The organism is Niallia sp. CD-39 (assembly GCF_059874745.1).
The window spans coordinates 110,095-127,228 of the sequence record NZ_JCBCPS010000007.1; the positions used below are offsets into that span (position 1 = coordinate 110,095).

Genomic DNA, 17,134 nt, shown 5'->3' on the forward strand with positions numbered 1-17,134 from the left:
GAGAAAAGGAGGGAACCCCTCATGCAAGAAAGAGTATTGCAAACTTTGGAATACAATAAAATTAAAGAAAAGCTGATGGAGCATGCATCTTCAGATTTAGGTAGAAGAAAAATCAAGGAGCTAAAGCCATCACATGAATTTAATGAGGTAGTCACATGGCAAGCTGAAACAGATGAGGCTGTAACAGTTTATAGAATAAAAGGAAATGTTCCTTTAAGTGGAATATTCGATGTTAAACCACATGTAAAAAGAGCACATATTGGAGGAATATTAAGTCCACATGAATTTATCCAGATAGCATCTACTATTCATGCTAGCCGTCAAATGAAGCGCTTTATAGATGATTTTATGGAAAATAATAGTGAAATCCCACTGCTACAATCGTATACTGATCAAATTATTGTCCTTTCTGAGCTTGAGACATCAATTCGTAATGCTATCGATGAAAGTGGAGAAATTTTAGATAGTGCGAGTGAAACACTTAGGAGCCTAAGAACACAATTGCGGACAAAAGAGGCAAGAGTCAGAGAGCGCCTTGAGTCGATGATTCGCTCATCAAATGCACAAAAGATGCTCTCAGACGCAATTGTAACGATTCGTAATGATCGCTTTGTTTTACCAGTTAAGCAAGAGTATCGCGGTCATTATGGTGGGATTATTCATGATCAAAGTTCATCTGGGCAAACGTTGTTTATTGAGCCACAATCAATTGTTCAGCTTAATAATGATTTACAGGAAATTCGAGTAAAGGAGCAGCAGGAGATCGAAAAGATTCTTCTTGCTTTAACAGGATATACAAGTGAGTTCAAGCTGGAAATCGAAACGATTATTGATGTGCTTGCGATGCTTGATTTTATTTTTTCCAAAGCACGCTATTCAAAAGAGATAAAAGCTACAAAACCTAAGATGAATCAAGAGGGAAAAATACGACTGTTTAAAGCAAGGCATCCACTTATTGATCGAGATGAAGTCGTGGCGAACGATATTGTTCTAGGTGAATCTTATTCTTCAATTGTCATAACGGGGCCAAATACAGGTGGTAAAACGGTCACATTAAAAACAGTCGGTTTATGCACTTTAATGGCGCAATCAGGCTTGCAAATTCCAGCATTAGATGGGAGTGAAGCAGCTGTTTTTTCCGCGGTGTATGCAGATATCGGTGATGAGCAGTCAATCGAACAAAGTTTAAGTACATTTTCTTCCCATATGGTTAATATTGTTGAGATTCTCGCAAAGGCGGATGGAGAGAGCTTAGTATTATTTGATGAGCTTGGTGCCGGTACTGACCCTCAAGAAGGTGCAGCATTAGCGATCTCGATCCTAGATGAAGTAAATAGCCGTGGAGCAAGAGTGATTGCCACTACTCATTACCCAGAATTAAAGGCGTATGGCTACAACCGTGAAGGGGTCGTAAATGCAAGTGTTGAATTCGATATTGAAACACTTAGTCCTACTTATAAATTGTTAATTGGTGTTCCTGGACGAAGCAATGCATTCGAAATTTCTAAACGGTTAGGGTTAAATGAACAAACAATCAATACGGCACGTTCGTATATTGGAGCCGATAGCAACAAAGTAGAAAAAATGATTGCATCACTAGAAGAAAGTAGAAATAAAGCTGAACTTGATCGACAGGAAGCAAATGAATATTTAAAAACTGCTGAAAAGCTCCATAAAGATTTGCAAAAGCAAATGGTTGAGTATTATGAAAAAAAGGAGGAGCTTGTTGATAAAGCGCAAACAAAAGCAGCTGAGATTATTCAAAAGGCAGAGAGTGAAGCGGAAGAAATTATTCAAGAGTTAAGAATGCTACGCTTGCAAAAAAATGCTGAAGTAAAGGAACATGAACTAATCGAAGCGAAAAAGCGCTTGTCAGACGCTACTCCGCAACACAAGAAAAATGTACAGCAACAAAAATCAGTCGCTGCCAAGCAGGTGTTTCAATCAGGGGATGAAGTGAAAGTGCTCACGTTTGGTCAAAAAGGGCATTTGCTTGAGAAAGCAGGAGATAAGGAATGGGCTGTTCAAATTGGGATCTTGAAAATGAAGGTCGATGAAAAAGATCTAGAATATATCAGCAGGCCAAAACAAGTGGAGAAAAAAGCATTAGCAACAGTAAAAGGAAAAGACTTTCATGTTAACCTTGAGTTGGACCTCCGTGGTGAACGCTATGAAGATGCAATAATGAGAGTTGAAAAATACATTGATGATGCACTGTTAGCCTCCTATCCACGTGTTTCCATCATTCATGGAAAAGGGACAGGAGCACTTCGTCAAGGTGTTCAAGAGTATTTGCGTAATCACCGCTCAGTAAAAAGAATCAGGTTTGGAGAAGCTGGTGAAGGTGGCACGGGTGTCACAATCGTTGAGTTTAAATAAATTCAAGGAGAACTGAAAATGAACGATTTTTGGAGCAATGAGTTTGTAAAAACAGCTGCGAACTTCAGTGTTGTGATCTTATGTATCTTTTTGTTTTTGGCGCTATTTGAGCTAGTAACAAAGTATCGAAATTGGGATGAAATTAAAAACGGCAATGTAGCTGTCGCATTAGCAACCGGTGGGAAAATCTTTGGGATTGCGAATGTCTTTAGGCACTCAATTATGCATAATGATGCCTTTTTTACGATGATTCTCTGGGGAATTTTTGGATTCATTTTATTATCGATTGCTTATTTTATCTTCGAGTTTTTAACCTTTAAATTCAACGTAGATGAAGAAATAAGAAACAATAATAAGGCAGTCGGTCTCATTTCAATGGTTTTAACAGTAGGTTTGTCCTATGTCATTGGTGCTGGAATTTCATAGTAAGGAGATTACATAGTGGAAACTTTAGCAAAAATCTTAATGGCGCTATGCATTGTATTTGTGTTGATTGGGTTTGTTTATCTAATGTTTATAGCCTAATGAAGTTAAAAAAAGTGTTCAGAGGTTTTATCGCTTCTGAACACTTTTTATTATATAGTGGTACCCACCGTTCTAAAATGGCTGAAATTTCATTTTATTCTATTTGTCACATAATTGTGATTATATTATAATGAACAAGAACAGTTCGAATGTTCTAATTATTTTGTAAGGAGGGAGTCAATTGACAGATGCAAAGCCATGGTTAAAGATGTACCCGGAAGCAATCCCCCACACAATTAACTACCTAGAGCAACCGGTTCAAGATTTCTTAAAAGCTACAGCGAAAAAAAGCCCAGATAAGATTGCTGTTCATTTCATGGGAAAAGAATTTACGTACCGTTATATTTATGAATCGGCTCTTAAACTAGCTTCATATTTACAAAGTTTAGGAATCGAAAAAGGTGACCGCGTAGCAATTATGCTGCCAAATACTCCTCAATCTGTCATTAGTTATTATGGCATACTAATGGCTGGTGGGATTGTTGTTCAAACGAATCCACTTTATGTTGAACGAGAACTTGAATTTCAAATGAAGGACTCTGAGGCAAAAGTCATTATCTCAATGGATATTTTATATCCAAGGATTATGAAAATTAAGCAGAATACTAATTTACAGCATGTAATTGTAACCGCTATCAAAGATGCTCTTCCATTTCCTAAGAACTTAATTTACCCATTTATTCAAAAGAAACAATACGGAATTGTCGTGAATGTAAAACACGAAGGAACGAACCATTTGCTAACAGAAGTTCTCAAAGGCCCTCTCGGAGCTTTGAAGGAATATGAGTTCAATTTCGAAGAGGATTTAGCTCTATTGCAATATACAGGTGGAACAACAGGTACACCTAAGGGGGTTATGTTAACACATCATAATCTTGTTGCAAATACTGCGATGTGTAAAGCTTGGTTATACAAAACAAAACCTGGTGAAGAAGTTGTCTTAGGCTTACTTCCATTCTTCCATGTTTATGGAATGACTACTGTACTTATATTATCTGTAATGGATGGAAATAAAATGGTTCTACTGCCCAAGTTTGACGCAGAGCAAACGTTAAAAACAATTGATAAACAAAAGCCTACTTTATTCCCTGGTGCACCTACAGTTTATATTGGCTTACTTAATCATCCGGACTTACAAAAGTATGATTTATCATCAATTGATTCGTGTATTAGTGGTTCTGCTGCTTTACCTGTTGAAGTTCAACAAAAATTTGAGCAAATTACAGGCGGAAAGCTAGTAGAAGGTTATGGATTAACTGAAACGTCTCCAGTAACTCATGCCAACTTTGTATGGGATCAGCCAAGAGTAAAAGGAAGCATTGGTCTCCCTTGGCCAAATACGGATGCAAAGATTGTTCATCCGGAAACTGGTGAACCACTTCCAATAGGTGAAGTTGGAGAAATCTCAGTCCATGGTCCACAAGTTATGAAAGGTTATTGGAATTTAGAAGAAGAAACTGCAAAGGTATTGAAGGATGGCTGGTTTTTAACTGGAGATTTAGGTTATATGGATGATCGCGGCTATTTTTATGTAGTAGATCGTAAAAAGGATATGATTATAGCTGGTGGTTTTAATATTTACCCTCGAGAAATAGAGGAAGTGCTGTACGAACATGATGCCGTTCAAGAAGTTGTAGCTGCTGGTGTGCCAGATCCATATCGTGGCGAGACAGTAAAGGTCTATATTGTAACAAAAGAAGGAAAGCATGTGACAGAGAAAGAGCTAAATGAATTTGCAAGAAAGCATCTGGCCGCATACAAAGTTCCACGAATATACGAATTTAAAGAGGAATTACCGAAATCCGCAATTGGGAAAATATTAAGAAGAGAGCTTGTAGAAGCAGATAAAAGAAAATTTGCTGAACAAGAAGAGAAAAAGGCATAACATTTGAGTGCTTTCGAGCCTCTTATTTTTTGAGTTAAAAGGCTTGTCCTCAAGAGCTTTTTAAGCGACAATAAAATAGAAATATTTTTGAAGGATAATTTCTTGACATTATTCAATTGTGGGACTATTATGGAAATATGAATGATGATTCATTCAGTTCTAAGATTTACTTCAAAAAATAAACAATAGCTTTAAATGAAAGCACTTTCTTGAGGGGGAGAGATTCGTTGAAAAAAAACAAGCCTAAATACCGGCAGATTATCGATGCAGCAGTTATTGTGATTGCAGAGAATGGCTATCATCAAGCACAAGTCTCAAAAATTGCGAAGCAAGCTGGTGTGGCGGATGGAACAATTTATTTATATTTTAAAAACAAAGAAGATATACTCATCTCTCTCTTTCAAGAAAAAATGGGTTATTTTGTTGAAGTTATTCAAGAAAAAATAGCAGGAAAAGAGAAAGCTTCAGAGAAATTATCTATAATGGTGGAAAGCCATTTTCAAATGCTTTCTCAAGACTTGCATCTTGCCATTGTTACACAGCTTGAGCTTAGACAGTCTAATAAAGAACTTCGACAAAAGATCAATCAAGTCTTAAAGGGCTACTTAGACTTAGTCGACCAAATACTAAAAGAAGGCAAGGAAACTGGTGAGTTTTCCGAAAACCTTGACATTCGTTTGACAAGACAAATGATCTTTGGAACGATGGATGAAACAGTCACTACATGGGTAATGAATGATCAAAAATATGATTTACCCTCACTTGCTAAAAAGGTACACAAGCTGCTTATTCATGGCTGCAATGGAAGTTAACCAATTGCTGATCAAATAGAGGAGGGGATGGACACTTTGGAATTTATTAAATGGACTTCTGAGGATATGGTTGCAACAATCACAATGAATAGACCCCCAGCTAATGCACTTGCAACGGAATTGTTTAAAGAGTTAGCACAGGCATTTGATGAGATAGAAAAGGATTCGACTGTAAGAGCCGTAATTCTGAGAGGAGAAGGTAGGTTTTTTTCCGCCGGAGCAGATATTAAGGAATTTACGACGATTAAATCAGAGGATGGTTTTTCAGATTTAGCGTTTAATGGTCAAGACTTTTTTGAAAGAATTGAAAACTTTCCAAAGCCAGTGATAGCAGCCATTCATGGTGCTGCTTTAGGTGGTGGGCTAGAATTAGCAATGTCGTGCCATTTCAGACTTGTATCAGAAAACGCGAAACTTGGTTTGCCTGAATTACAATTAGGAATCATTCCAGGATTTGCTGGTACACAAAGATTGCCAAGATTAGTTGGTACTGGTCGTGCTGCTGAGATGATGTTTACAAGTGAACCAATCTCAGGGGTTGAAGCTGTAAAATATGGACTTGCAAATCATGCATATTCTGACGAAGAATTATTCATTAAAGCAGATGAACTTGCCAAGAAGATTGCGAAGAAAAGTCCAGGTGCCTTAAAGGCAACTGTTGAGCTATTAAACTATACAAAAACAGACCAGTTTCATGAAGGTGTTAAACGAGAAGCTGCACTATTCGGGGAGTTATTTGTTTCAGCTGATGCAAAAGAAGGAATTTCTGCATTTATTGAGAAGCGACAACCGAACTTCAAAGGGGAGTAACCTTCTCAAGACTATTAAATTGAGCGAACGCTCAATTCTTATGTCTTAAATTTTCCCAATCTTTCTAAGAAATGCGCAAGTTTATTTATTCGGATAAATATCTAGATCCACAGCTATAAATATAAAGATTCTTTATTACTTAGGAGGTTAATTATGAACATCTATGTACTAATGAAAAGAACTTTCGATACGGAAGAGAAAATTACAATTATCGGCGGCAAAATCAACGAAGATGGTGCTGAATTTATTATTAATCCTTATGATGAATATGCAATTGAAGAAGCAATTCAAGTTCGAGATGCTCATGGCGGCGAAGTAACAGTAATCTCTATTGGAACAGAGGAAGCTGAAAAACAATTGCGCACTGCTCTAGCAATGGGAGCGGACAAGGCTGTGTTAATAAACACAGAAGATGACGTTGAAAATGGTGACCAATACACAACGGCGAAAATTATTTCTGAATACTTAAAGGACAAAGATGTGGATTTAATTTTAGCAGGAAACGTAGCAATTGACGGAGGTTCAGGTCAAGTTGGCCCACGTGTAGCGGAGCTATTAGATATTCCTTACGTAACAACAATTACAAAATTAGAAATCGATGGAGCAACAGCGACGATTACACGTGATGTTGAAGGGGATTCAGAAGTGATTGAATCTTCATTGCCATTACTAGTAACCGCTCAACAAGGATTAAATGAGCCAAGATATCCTTCACTACCAGGGATTATGAAAGCGAAGAAAAAACCATTGGATGAGCTAGAACTTGATGATCTTGATTTAGAAGAAGATGATGTAGAGGCAAAAACAAAAACGATTGAAATTTATTTACCGTCTCAAAAAGAAGCAGGCAAAGTTTTAGAAGGAGACCTACAAGATCAAGTAAAAGAGCTTGTGAGCTTACTTCGTAACGAAGCAAAAGTTGTCTGATTAAATACGTCGATAAAAAATGTGCAGGAGGTATGGACAGAATGGGTAAAAAAATCTTAGTTTTAGGTGAAGCTAGAGACGGAGCGTTGCGTAACGTATCTTATGAAGCAATTGGAGCGGCAAAGATCGCTTCTGAAGGTGGAGAAGTAGTTGGAGTACTTCTGGGAGAGTCTGTAAGTTCACTAGGTCAAGAACTAATTCAATATGGTGCAGATCGTGTTGTCACTGTAGAGGACGAGAAATTAAAGCAATACACGTCAGATGCTTATTCTCAAGCAATTATGGCTGTCATTGATAGTGAAAAACCAGAAGGGTTAATCTTTGGACATACTGCATTAGGGAAAGATTTAGCACCAAAAGTAGCAGCTAAGTTACAATCTGGTTTAATATCTGATGTCACTGAATTAGAGGTCTCTGGTGGGAATTTAGTATTCACACGTCCAATCTATTCAGGGAAAGCATTTGAAAAGAAAATCATTACAGACGGACATGTATTAGCGACAATTCGTCCAAACAATATTGCGCCATTAGATAAAGATGAGTCAAGAAGCGGAGACGTTGTTTCAGTTTCGGTTGAAATAAAAGATTTACGTACGATTGTGAAGGAAGTTGTTCGTAAGGCTACTGAAGGTGTTGACTTATCTGAAGCGAAAGTTGTAGTTGCTGGTGGTCGTGGTGTAAAGAGTGCAGAAGGATTCGAGCCATTAAAAGAGTTAGCAGATTTGTTAAAAGGGGCTGTAGGGGCTTCACGCGGTGCATGTGACGCAGACTATTGTGACTACTCATTACAGATCGGTCAAACAGGTAAGGTTGTTACTCCGGACCTTTACATCGCATGTGGGATTTCTGGAGCAATTCAACATATGGCGGGGATGTCCAACTCTAAAGTCATTGTTGCGATCAACAAAGACCCAGAAGCGAACATTTTCAATGTAGCTGATTATGGAATTGTCGGAGACCTATTCGAAGTAGTACCTATGTTAACAGAAGAGCTTAAAAAGGTATTAGTAAACGCTTAACACATTCGCAATCTTCATATTAGCTGAATAAAGTAAAAGGGAAACGGATAGCATTGTCTATCCGTTTTCCTTGTAGAAGAAGAAATTATTGCTGTTTATTGTATTGGATGCTATGCTAATTTTGCATGTTTCCAGCTTGTATGAAATCAAGTACAACAGGGGAAATTACAGTCGAGCAAATAAATGGCTTAATAGTCTTTGAAATGCTATACTGTCGTTAAGAAAAGCACAAAGCTTAGGAGGGAATTTTTAAATGGCAATTACAAATGCAACTGATCAAAACTTTAGCGCTGAAACAGGTTCTGGTTTAGTATTAACAGATTTTTGGGCAACTTGGTGTGGGCCTTGTAAAATGATTGCACCAGTTCTTGAAGAACTAGATTCAGAAATTGGCGATAAAGTGAAAATCGTTAAAGTAGATGTAGATGAAAACCAAGAAACAGCAGGGAAATTTGGAGTAATGAGTATTCCAACTTTACTTGTAATGAAAGATGGAGAAGTAGTAGATAAAGTTGTCGGATACCAACCAAAAGAAGCATTAGCAGAATTATTAGAGAAACATATGTAAGATCACATTCCCTTAGAACGATTGTTCTAAGGGTTTTATTTTTATAAAATTAGATTCATGTTCATTGATTACTTCTATTTTTCTCCTACAGGTAAATCCGATATAATAAAGGAAATAGGAACGTGTTTTAAAGGAAGTGAGAACGAAAATGAATGTGACGATCAAAAATAAATTAGCGGTTCTCCCAGCGCAACCTGGTTGTTACTTAATGAAAGATCGCCAAGGCACGATTATTTATGTTGGAAAAGCTAAGCTATTGAGGAATCGAGTACGCTCGTATTTTACAGGTTCGCATGATGGGAAAACATTAAGGCTAGTACAGGAAATCGAGGACTTTGAATATATTGTGACATCGTCAAATATGGAAGCTCTCCTCCTTGAACTGAATCTAATAAAAGAGTACACACCTAAATACAATGTGATGTTAAAGGATGACAAAAGCTACCCATTTATTAAACTGACGGCTGAGAGGCATCCAAGGCTTATTACGACGAGAAAGGTTAAGAAAGATAAAGGGAAGTATTTCGGACCATACCCGAATGTTCATGCAGCAAATGAAACGAAACGGTTATTAGACAGAATCTACCCGTTAAGAAAGTGTACAACCTTACCTGATCGAGTATGTCTTTATTATCATTTAGGTCAATGTCTAGCACCATGTATTAAAGAAGTAGAAGAAGCCCGCTACCGTGAAATGTCAGAGGAGATTATTCGTTTTCTTAATGGAGGGTATAAAGACATTAAGAAAGATTTAGAGAAGAAAATGTTAGAAGCATCGGAGCAATTAGACTTTGAAAAGGCGAAAGAATTAAGAGATAAAATCGCTCATATTGATGCCACAATGGAAAAGCAAAAAATTACAATGACAGACTTTACCGACAGAGATGTATTTGGTTATGCCGTTGATAAAGGATGGATGTGTGTTCAAGTATTTTTTATCCGTCAAGGGAAGTTAATCGAACGAGATGTTTCAATGTTTCCATTGTATAATGAACCAGACGAGGAGATTCTCACGTTTTTAGGTCAATTTTATGAAAAAACCAATCACTTTAAGCCAAAGGAGATTCTTGTACCAAAAACGGTGGATATAAAAATGGCTGAAACTTTACTGAACGTTAAGGTGCAAGTTCCACAGCGGGGTCAAAAGAAAGATCTGGTGAAGCTAGCGGAGAAAAACGCAACAATTGCCCTTCAAGAGAAATTTTCATTAATTGAACGAGATGAAGACCGAACAATTCATGCGATTGAAAAGCTAGGAGAGCAAATGGGCATTTATACGCCTCATCGAATTGAGGCATTTGATAATTCGAATATTCAAGGAACTGATCCAGTATCGGCTATGATTGTTTTTATTGATGGAAAGCCTGAGAAGAGAGAGTACCGAAAGTATAAAATTAAAACAGTGAAGGGCCCAGATGATTACGAGTCAATGCGAGAGGCGACAAGAAGGCGTTATACAAGGGTCCTTAAAGAAGGATTGCCATTACCAGACCTAATCATAATAGACGGAGGGAAGGGCCATATTGAATCCGTACGTGAAGTACTCGAAAATGAGTTGAATTTAGACATTCCCATTGCTGGCTTGGCTAAAGATGAGAAGCATCGTACATCTCAATTATTGTATGGAAATCCGTTGGAAGTTGTACCACTAGCACGAAACAGTCAAGAATTCTATTTGCTTCAGAGAATTCAAGATGAGGTGCACAGATTCGCAATTACCTTTCACCGACAAGTTAGAAGTAAAAGTTCGTTTCAATCGATGTTAGATGATATTCAAGGAATTGGGGAGAAACGAAAAAAACAATTGTTAAAAGTGTTTGGATCGGTTAAGAAAATGAAAGAAGCAAGTGTACAAGATTTACAAAAGGCTGGCTTGCCTGAAAATGTGGCAAAAGACCTAGCAGAAAAACTCAAAGAATGACATTGTCACAATGTTTTTCCTGTGCTATACTTAGTGGCAACTTAATGAATATTCACTTTTTTACGTAAAAGTGAAGGTAGAGGTGCGAGCTTCATCAGTAAAATCTCCGAGAAGTATGAGCTTTGTTGAAGGGATTTGAAAGGGAAGGTTCGCCGAAGTATGAAAGCACTCATAGCTTTTATGCTGGTTCAGTGTTGAAGAAATACTGGATTGTCAAGACCATTAAAGTCTTGGAGAGCTATCTCACTGTGTGTACGTATGTTTATATACGTTGGACTGCACAGCAATGAGATAATTGTTCTCATTGCTGTTTTTATTTTGCAGACACATAGACAGAAGAGGCTTACGAACAGAAAGAAGGGACAAAAACGTGGGTTTAATTGTACAAAAGTTTGGTGGAACATCAGTCGGTAGTGTCGATCGAATTCAAAATGTAGCAAACAGAGTTATCGAAGAAAAAAATCAAGGAAATGATGTCATTGTTGTCGTTTCGGCTATGGGGAAAACGACAGATCAATTGGTAGGGATGGCTAGAGAGATTTCTCCCACTCCACCGAAGAGGGAAGTGGACATGTTGCTTGCAACGGGTGAGCAAGTGACAATCTCGTTATTAAGTATTGCTCTGCAAGCAAAGGGAGTTCAGGCAATTTCTTATACTGGTTGGCAGGCTGGCATCATGACTGAAGCGATTCATGGTGATGCAAGAATAACTGATATTAAGCAATTACCAATCGAGAAAAGCCTAAACGAAGGAAAAGTAGTGATCGTTGCTGGATTTCAGGGGGTAACAACAGATGGGCAAATAACGACTCTTGGTAGAGGTGGTTCTGACACATCCGCGGTTGCATTGGCAGCAGCTTTTAAAGCAGACAAATGTGATATTTATACCGATGTACCAGGGGTTTTTACGACAGATCCTAGATTTGTAGAGAAGGCGAGGAAACTTGAGGCGATCTCTTATGATGAAATGTTAGAGCTTGCACATTTAGGAGCGGGCGTCTTACATCCAAGAGCAGTTGAATTTGCAAAGAACTACGGGATTCCATTGGAGGTTCGTTCAAGCATAGAGAAGCAAAACGGAACAGTCATTAAGGAGGAAGTATTTATGGAACAGAATTTAGTCGTTAGAGGGGTAGCTTTTGAGGATGATATTACGCGCGTAACCATTTTAGGATTGCCGCATTCTTTAACAAGCCTATCGACAATTTTTTCTACATTAGCAAAAGCACATATTAATGTTGATATTATAATCCAAAGTGTAACTGAAGAGAACAAGTCTAGTATCTCATTCTCGATAAAAAATGAAGATTTAGTTGAAACAGTTAAAGTGTTAGAAAGGAACCGAGAGGCTTTAAGCTATGACAGAATTGAATGGGAATCAGAGTTAGCGAAAGTATCAATTGTTGGCTCAGGAATGATTTCAAATCCTGGAGTTGCAGCGGAGATGTTCGACGTGCTAGCTAAAAATGACATTGAAGTAAAAATGGTAAGTACTTCAGAAATTAAGGTTTCTGTAGTCATTGAAGAAGCAGGTATGATCAACGCAGTTGAAGTTTTACATGAAGCCTTTCAATTAGCAGAGATGGTAAAGGCATGAGAAAAAGCCTGATTGAAGTGAGGATGATCCTCTTTTCAATCGGCTTTTAATCTGTTTAACAGGAAATGAAGTACATCTTATTCTTCGTCAATTGAGTCTTTAGCGTCCCATTTAACTGTAATTAAAACAATGCCGTTCTTTTTCTTTGGGTGTTCAAAAGCTTCGCAGATGACCTTTTTATGTTGTTCCAATTGTTCGGCTAAAAAACCTGCTTCCAATTGGAATGTAGTTTGATTATTTCTTTTGCATCTTTCTTTAATTAAAGGGCTTGTCAGTAAAAAGTCAATTTCTTTCTTCGATTGGCTTTTAATTGAAAGCTGACCAAGGTCTGCTTGTAGAAAAAATGAGATCAATTCGTCCATAGAGGCTAATGGATACTTACGGGCAAGCCGTTTTCCAGCCCAATAAAGAATTTCTGGCGCTTCTTTTCCAAGTAAGTCTGTTAATAAGGTTTCTCGTATTAATTCATATCCAAATGCAGAAATTTGCTTTTCAACATTTTCGGTTGTTTGTGAAGATTCCATTTCAATCAAGATTCTCCCCTCTTTCTATGTGTCTATTATATACAATATTGCTGTGCATTTCTCGGGGTATAATGAATTATTATATGTGAAAAAATTGCTATTTTAATATATCGGGCACATAGAATGAGAGATTCGGAAAATACTTGAAACAAGTATAATCAAATGGAATGTAATTTATTTAAAAATTTTATTAATATTGAAGAATAAGTGTATTCGTTTTCTTGACGCTCCTTACTGATGGGAGTAAAATGAACATGTCACATAATTGTAAGAAATTCAACAACTTATGATGCAACCATGGATATAAATGGAAAACTGCATCTCGAATCAAATTGGGGGGTCTTTTTATGGCAGGTAATCGTGAGTTTTTTTATCGCAGATTGCATTCATTGCTAGGTGTCATACCGGTAGGTTTATTCTTAGTTCAGCACTTAGTTGTGAATCATTTTGCTACGAGAGGGGAAGAGGCGTTTAACAGTGCTGCTCATTTTATGGAAAGTTTACCTTTCCGTATATTCCTTGAAGTCTTTATTATCTTTATACCTTTATTGTTCCACGCAATCTATGGGATTTATATCGCATTTACTGCAAAGAACAACGCAACAAAGTATAGCTTTTTTAGAAACTGGATGTTCGTGTTACAACGTGTCACAGGAATCGTAACACTTATATTCCTTGTTTGGCATGTCTGGGAAACACGTGTCCAAGCTGCTCTTGGGGCAACAGTAGATTATAACATGATGGAGAGCATCTTATCGAATCCGTTCATGCTATGGTTCTACATAATCGGTGTAATCTCAACAATTTTCCATTTTGCGAATGGATTATGGTCATTCCTTGTAAGCTGGGGAATTACAGTGTCACCACGTTCTCAAGTGATTTCTGGCTATGTTACTTTAGGTGTATTTTTCGCATTATCTTATGTTGGTCTACGTGCGATTTTCGCATTCGTATAAACTGAATCGTTTTGATTTTTAGGTTGGACAAGTATTAAGGGAGTGAGTCAGATGGGTAAAGGAAAGGTAATAGTTGTCGGCGGTGGTTTAGCTGGCTTAATGGCAACAATTAAAGTTGCTGAAAAAGGTCATGAAGTTGATTTGTTTTCTTTAGTTCCGGTAAAACGTTCTCACTCTGTTTGTGCACAAGGCGGTATAAACGGAGCTGTAAATACAAAAGGAGAAGGAGATTCTCCATGGGAGCATTTTGATGATTCTGTTTATGGTGGAGACTTTTTAGCAAACCAACCACCTGTAAAGGCAATGGCAGATGCTGCTCCAGGAATCATTCATTTATTGGACCGTATGGGTGTTATGTTTAACCGAACACCAGAAGGATTGTTAGACTTCCGTCGCTTTGGTGGAACACAGCATCACCGTACTGCTTTTGCTGGAGCAACGACAGGTCAACAGCTTTTATATGCACTAGATGAGCAAGTACGTCGTCATGAAGTATCTGGACTCGTTACGAAATATGAAGGATGGGAATTCCTTGGTGCAGTAATTGATGACGATGGAGTTTGCCGCGGAGTTGTTGCGCAAAACTTAACAACAATGGAAATTAAATCATTCCGTGGTGACGCAGTAATTATGGCAACTGGTGGACCTGGAATTATCTTTGGTAAGTCAACGAACTCTGTTATTAACACTGGTTCTGCAGCTTCCATTGTATATCAACAAGGTGCATACTATGCAAATGGAGAGTTCATCCAAATTCACCCAACAGCAATTCCAGGAGACGATAAGCTGCGTCTAATGAGTGAATCTGCTCGTGGTGAAGGGGGACGTGTGTGGACGTATAAGGATGGTAAGCCTTGGTATTTCTTAGAGGAGAAATATCCGGCATACGGAAACCTTGTTCCACGTGATATCGCAACCCGTGAAATCTTTGACGTTTGTGTTAATCAAAAGCTTGGTATCAACGGAGAGAACATGGTTTACTTAGATCTTTCTCACAAAGATCCTAAAGAGCTTGATATTAAACTTGGTGGGATTATTGAAATCTATGAAAAATTCATGGGTGATGATCCACGTAAAGTACCAATGAAAATTTTCCCTGCTGTTCACTATTCAATGGGTGGATTATGGGTAGATTATGATCAAATGACGAATATCCCTGGTTTATTTGCAGCAGGAGAGTGTGATTACTCTCAACATGGTGCTAACCGCTTAGGAGCGAACTCATTGCTGTCTGCTATCTACGGTGGTATGGTTGCTGGTCCTAAGGCAATCGAATATATCAGTGGTTTAGAAAAGAGTGCAGAAGACTTGTCTCCTTCACTGTTTGAAGGATTTGAGAAAGCTGAAGAAGCGAAGTGGAATGACATCTTATCTCTTAATGGAACAGAAAATGCATATGTTCTTCATAAAGAGCTTGGTGAGTGGATGACAGATAACGTAACAGTTGTACGTCATAATGATCGCTTATTAAAAACAGATGAGAAGATTGTTGAATTATTAGAGCGTTATAAAAATATTAACATCAATGATACAGCTAAATGGAGCAACCAAGGTGCAATGTTTACACGACAATTGCAAAACATGCTACAGTTGGCTCGTGTTATTACAATTGGTGCATATAACCGTAACGAAAGCCGTGGTGCTCACTACAAGCCAGATTTCCCAGATCGTAACGATGAAGAGTTCTTAAAAACAACAATGGCGAAATTCGTAGATGAGAGTTCTGCTCCACAGTTCCATTACGAGGAAGTAGACGTAAGCTTAATTCCACCACGTAAGCGTGACTACACTAAGAAAAAAGGGGGTAAATAATAAATGCAAGAAACTAAGACAAATACAGTAAAATTTATTATTAGTAGACAAGACTCCCCTGAATCTGCCCCGTATCAGGAAGAGTTTGAATTAGAATATCGTCCGAATATGAACGTCATTTCTGCTCTTATGGAGATTAGACGTAATCCTGTCAATGTTAAAGGGGAAGCAACAACACCTATTTCTTGGGATATGAACTGTCTTGAAGAAGTTTGTGGTGCATGTTCAATGGTCATCAACGGAAAGCCACGTCAATCATGTACAGCGCTTGTTGATAAGCTTGAACAGCCGATTCGTTTAGAACCAATGCGCACGTTCCCTGTTGTCCGTGATTTACAGGTTGACCGTAGCCGTATGTTTGATTCTTTAAAGAAAGTAAAAGCTTGGGTTCCGATTGACGGTACGTATGATTTAGGACCAGGACCTCGTATGCCTGAGAAGAAACGTCAATGGGCGTATGAACTTTCTAAATGTATGACTTGTGGTGTGTGTTTAGAGGCATGTCCTAACGTGAACAGCCGTTCTAACTTTATTGGACCTGCTCCACTTTCTCAAGTGCGCTTGTTTAACGCTCATCCAACAGGTGAGATGAACAGATCAGAGCGTCTTGAAGAAATTATGGGTGATGGTGGTCTTGCAAACTGTGGAAATTCACAAAACTGTGTACAGTCTTGCCCTAAAGGAATCCCTTTAACAACATCAATTGCAGCGTTAAACCGTGATACAACATTCGAATCATTCCGTAGCTTCTTCGGTAGTGATTCGGTGTGATTCCATGAGAAAAACCTCTCCATTAGGAGAGGTTTTTTGTGTGAATTCCTTTTAAAATATTCTGAATTCTACTATAATGGAAAATATGAATGATCATTCACTCAACTGGGGGTATACGATGGCAAAGATAGCGTATGTTGAAGATTTTAAAACATGGGAAGAAGAGTTTGCTTTTTATTATCCCATTAAAGTCCGATTTTCAGAAACGGATATGTTCGGTCATTTAAACAATACAGTGACATTTGCATATTTTGAGCTGGCGAGAATCGAGTATTTTAAAAGCCTAGGCTTTATGCAGGATTGGGTATCACCTACAAGTGAAACGATTCCTGTTGTAGCTAATCTACAATGTGATTATTTAAAGCAAATTTATTTTGATGAAGAAATTAAGCTTTACGTAAAGGCAAATGCAATCGGAAATTCCTCAGTCGATATTCATTATATGGGGAAGAATGAACGAGATGAGGTAGTCCTTGCTGGAAGAGGGACTGTCGTACAAATGTCTAGAAAGACTGGAAAAGGTGAACCCTGGACGGAATTAATGAAAGCTCAGTTTACGACAACTCAAAATATAGCGGTAAAGTGAAACCTGTATTCTTTAAGAGGCTAAATGAATAATGTAAAATAG

At 37.9% G+C, this 17,134-nt stretch carries 15 protein-coding genes and 1 riboswitch; of the genes, 14 read left to right on the forward strand and 1 reads right to left on the reverse strand.

What is annotated here, in order from left to right:
* Positions 1 to 21 precede the first annotated feature (21 nt).
* The 10 genes from AC6F34_RS14780 to AC6F34_RS14825 all read left to right on the forward strand — a co-directional run bounded on the left by AC6F34_RS14780 (position 22) and on the right by AC6F34_RS14825 (position 12,443).
* Positions 22 to 2,379, forward strand: a complete 2,358-nt coding sequence (locus tag AC6F34_RS14780; RefSeq protein WP_500773459.1) for an endonuclease MutS2 — start codon at positions 22 to 24, stop codon at positions 2,377 to 2,379.
* Between the two features lie 18 nt (positions 2,380 to 2,397).
* Positions 2,398 to 2,805 carry a DUF350 domain-containing protein gene (locus tag AC6F34_RS14785; protein ID WP_500773461.1) on the forward strand — a complete coding sequence of 136 codons (408 nt, stop codon included), beginning with the start codon at positions 2,398 to 2,400 and terminating at the stop codon, positions 2,803 to 2,805.
* 280 nt (positions 2,806 to 3,085) lie between these two features.
* Positions 3,086 to 4,789, forward strand: a complete 1,704-nt coding sequence (locus AC6F34_RS14790) for an AMP-binding protein (RefSeq protein ID WP_500773463.1) — start codon at positions 3,086 to 3,088, stop codon at positions 4,787 to 4,789.
* A gap of 227 nt (positions 4,790 to 5,016) precedes the next feature.
* Complete coding sequence (fadR, locus tag AC6F34_RS14795) at positions 5,017 to 5,601, forward strand: fatty acid metabolism transcriptional regulator FadR (protein ID WP_500773465.1); 585 nt, start codon at positions 5,017 to 5,019, stop codon at positions 5,599 to 5,601.
* A gap of 36 nt (positions 5,602 to 5,637) precedes the next feature.
* Positions 5,638 to 6,411: an enoyl-CoA hydratase gene (locus AC6F34_RS14800; protein WP_500773467.1), complete on the forward strand. Its 774-nt coding sequence runs from the start codon at positions 5,638 to 5,640 to the stop codon at positions 6,409 to 6,411.
* A 153-nt stretch (positions 6,412 to 6,564) separates the two neighbouring features.
* On the forward strand, positions 6,565 to 7,338 hold the full coding sequence (locus AC6F34_RS14805; RefSeq protein WP_500773469.1) for an electron transfer flavoprotein subunit beta/FixA family protein: 774 nt from the start codon (positions 6,565 to 6,567) through the stop codon (positions 7,336 to 7,338).
* Between the two features lie 41 nt (positions 7,339 to 7,379).
* Positions 7,380 to 8,357, forward strand: a complete 978-nt coding sequence (locus AC6F34_RS14810) for an electron transfer flavoprotein subunit alpha/FixB family protein (RefSeq protein ID WP_500773471.1) — start codon at positions 7,380 to 7,382, stop codon at positions 8,355 to 8,357.
* A 253-nt stretch (positions 8,358 to 8,610) separates the two neighbouring features.
* Entirely contained in the window at positions 8,611 to 8,925 is a 315-nt protein-coding gene (gene trxA / locus AC6F34_RS14815) for a thioredoxin (RefSeq protein WP_500773473.1), read from the forward strand.
* Positions 8,926 to 9,073: 148 nt separating this feature from the next.
* Positions 9,074 to 10,846 (forward strand): excinuclease ABC subunit UvrC, encoded by a 1,773-nt coding sequence (uvrC, locus tag AC6F34_RS14820; protein WP_500773475.1) that lies wholly within the window; start codon positions 9,074 to 9,076, stop codon positions 10,844 to 10,846.
* Between the two features lie 69 nt (positions 10,847 to 10,915).
* Positions 10,916 to 11,095, forward strand: a riboswitch (Lysine riboswitch).
* Between the two features lie 121 nt (positions 11,096 to 11,216).
* On the forward strand, positions 11,217 to 12,443 hold the full coding sequence (locus tag AC6F34_RS14825; protein WP_500773477.1) for an aspartate kinase: 1,227 nt from the start codon (positions 11,217 to 11,219) through the stop codon (positions 12,441 to 12,443).
* Positions 12,444 to 12,520: 77 nt separating this feature from the next.
* Here the strand turns inward: AC6F34_RS14825 and AC6F34_RS14830 are convergent, their stop codons facing one another.
* A complete protein-coding gene (locus tag AC6F34_RS14830; protein ID WP_500773564.1) occupies positions 12,521 to 12,967 on the reverse strand; it encodes a YslB family protein in 447 nt (148 codons plus the stop codon).
* A gap of 347 nt (positions 12,968 to 13,314) precedes the next feature.
* Here AC6F34_RS14830 and AC6F34_RS14835 point away from each other — a divergent pair, with 347 nt between their 5' ends.
* The 4 genes from AC6F34_RS14835 (at position 13,315) to AC6F34_RS14850 (ending at position 17,092) form a co-directional block, all read left to right on the forward strand.
* A complete protein-coding gene (locus AC6F34_RS14835; protein WP_500773480.1) occupies positions 13,315 to 13,923 on the forward strand; it encodes a succinate dehydrogenase cytochrome b558 subunit in 609 nt (202 codons plus the stop codon).
* 51 nt (positions 13,924 to 13,974) lie between these two features.
* Positions 13,975 to 15,735: a succinate dehydrogenase flavoprotein subunit gene (gene sdhA, locus AC6F34_RS14840; RefSeq protein WP_500773482.1), complete on the forward strand. Its 1,761-nt coding sequence runs from the start codon at positions 13,975 to 13,977 to the stop codon at positions 15,733 to 15,735.
* Between the two features lie 3 nt (positions 15,736 to 15,738).
* Positions 15,739 to 16,506 (forward strand): succinate dehydrogenase iron-sulfur subunit, encoded by a 768-nt coding sequence (gene sdhB / locus AC6F34_RS14845; protein WP_500773484.1) that lies wholly within the window; start codon positions 15,739 to 15,741, stop codon positions 16,504 to 16,506.
* Positions 16,507 to 16,624: 118 nt separating this feature from the next.
* Positions 16,625 to 17,092 (forward strand): acyl-CoA thioesterase, encoded by a 468-nt coding sequence (locus AC6F34_RS14850; protein WP_500773485.1) that lies wholly within the window; start codon positions 16,625 to 16,627, stop codon positions 17,090 to 17,092.
* The last annotated feature ends 42 nt before the right edge of the window (positions 17,093 to 17,134 follow it).

What these genes read in the sequence shown, in the direction of transcription:
- AC6F34_RS14780 (WP_500773459.1), top strand. Translation starts at nt 22, where the DNA reads ATGCAAGAAAGAGTATTGCAAACTTTGGAATACAATAAAATTAAAGAA.
- AC6F34_RS14785 (WP_500773461.1), top strand. Translation starts at nt 2,398, where the DNA reads ATGAACGATTTTTGGAGCAATGAGTTTGTAAAAACAGCTGCGAACTTC.
- AC6F34_RS14805 (WP_500773469.1), top strand. Translation starts at nt 6,565, where the DNA reads ATGAACATCTATGTACTAATGAAAAGAACTTTCGATACGGAAGAGAAA.
- AC6F34_RS14810 (WP_500773471.1), top strand. Translation starts at nt 7,380, where the DNA reads ATGGGTAAAAAAATCTTAGTTTTAGGTGAAGCTAGAGACGGAGCGTTG.
- trxA (WP_500773473.1), top strand. Translation starts at nt 8,611, where the DNA reads ATGGCAATTACAAATGCAACTGATCAAAACTTTAGCGCTGAAACAGGT.
- uvrC (WP_500773475.1), top strand. Translation starts at nt 9,074, where the DNA reads ATGAATGTGACGATCAAAAATAAATTAGCGGTTCTCCCAGCGCAACCT.
- AC6F34_RS14830 (WP_500773564.1), bottom strand. Translation starts at nt 12,967, where the DNA reads ATGGAATCTTCACAAACAACCGAAAATGTTGAAAAGCAAATTTCTGCA.
- AC6F34_RS14835 (WP_500773480.1), top strand. Translation starts at nt 13,315, where the DNA reads ATGGCAGGTAATCGTGAGTTTTTTTATCGCAGATTGCATTCATTGCTA.
- sdhA (WP_500773482.1), top strand. Translation starts at nt 13,975, where the DNA reads ATGGGTAAAGGAAAGGTAATAGTTGTCGGCGGTGGTTTAGCTGGCTTA.
- sdhB (WP_500773484.1), top strand. Translation starts at nt 15,739, where the DNA reads ATGCAAGAAACTAAGACAAATACAGTAAAATTTATTATTAGTAGACAA.
- AC6F34_RS14850 (WP_500773485.1), top strand. Translation starts at nt 16,625, where the DNA reads ATGGCAAAGATAGCGTATGTTGAAGATTTTAAAACATGGGAAGAAGAG.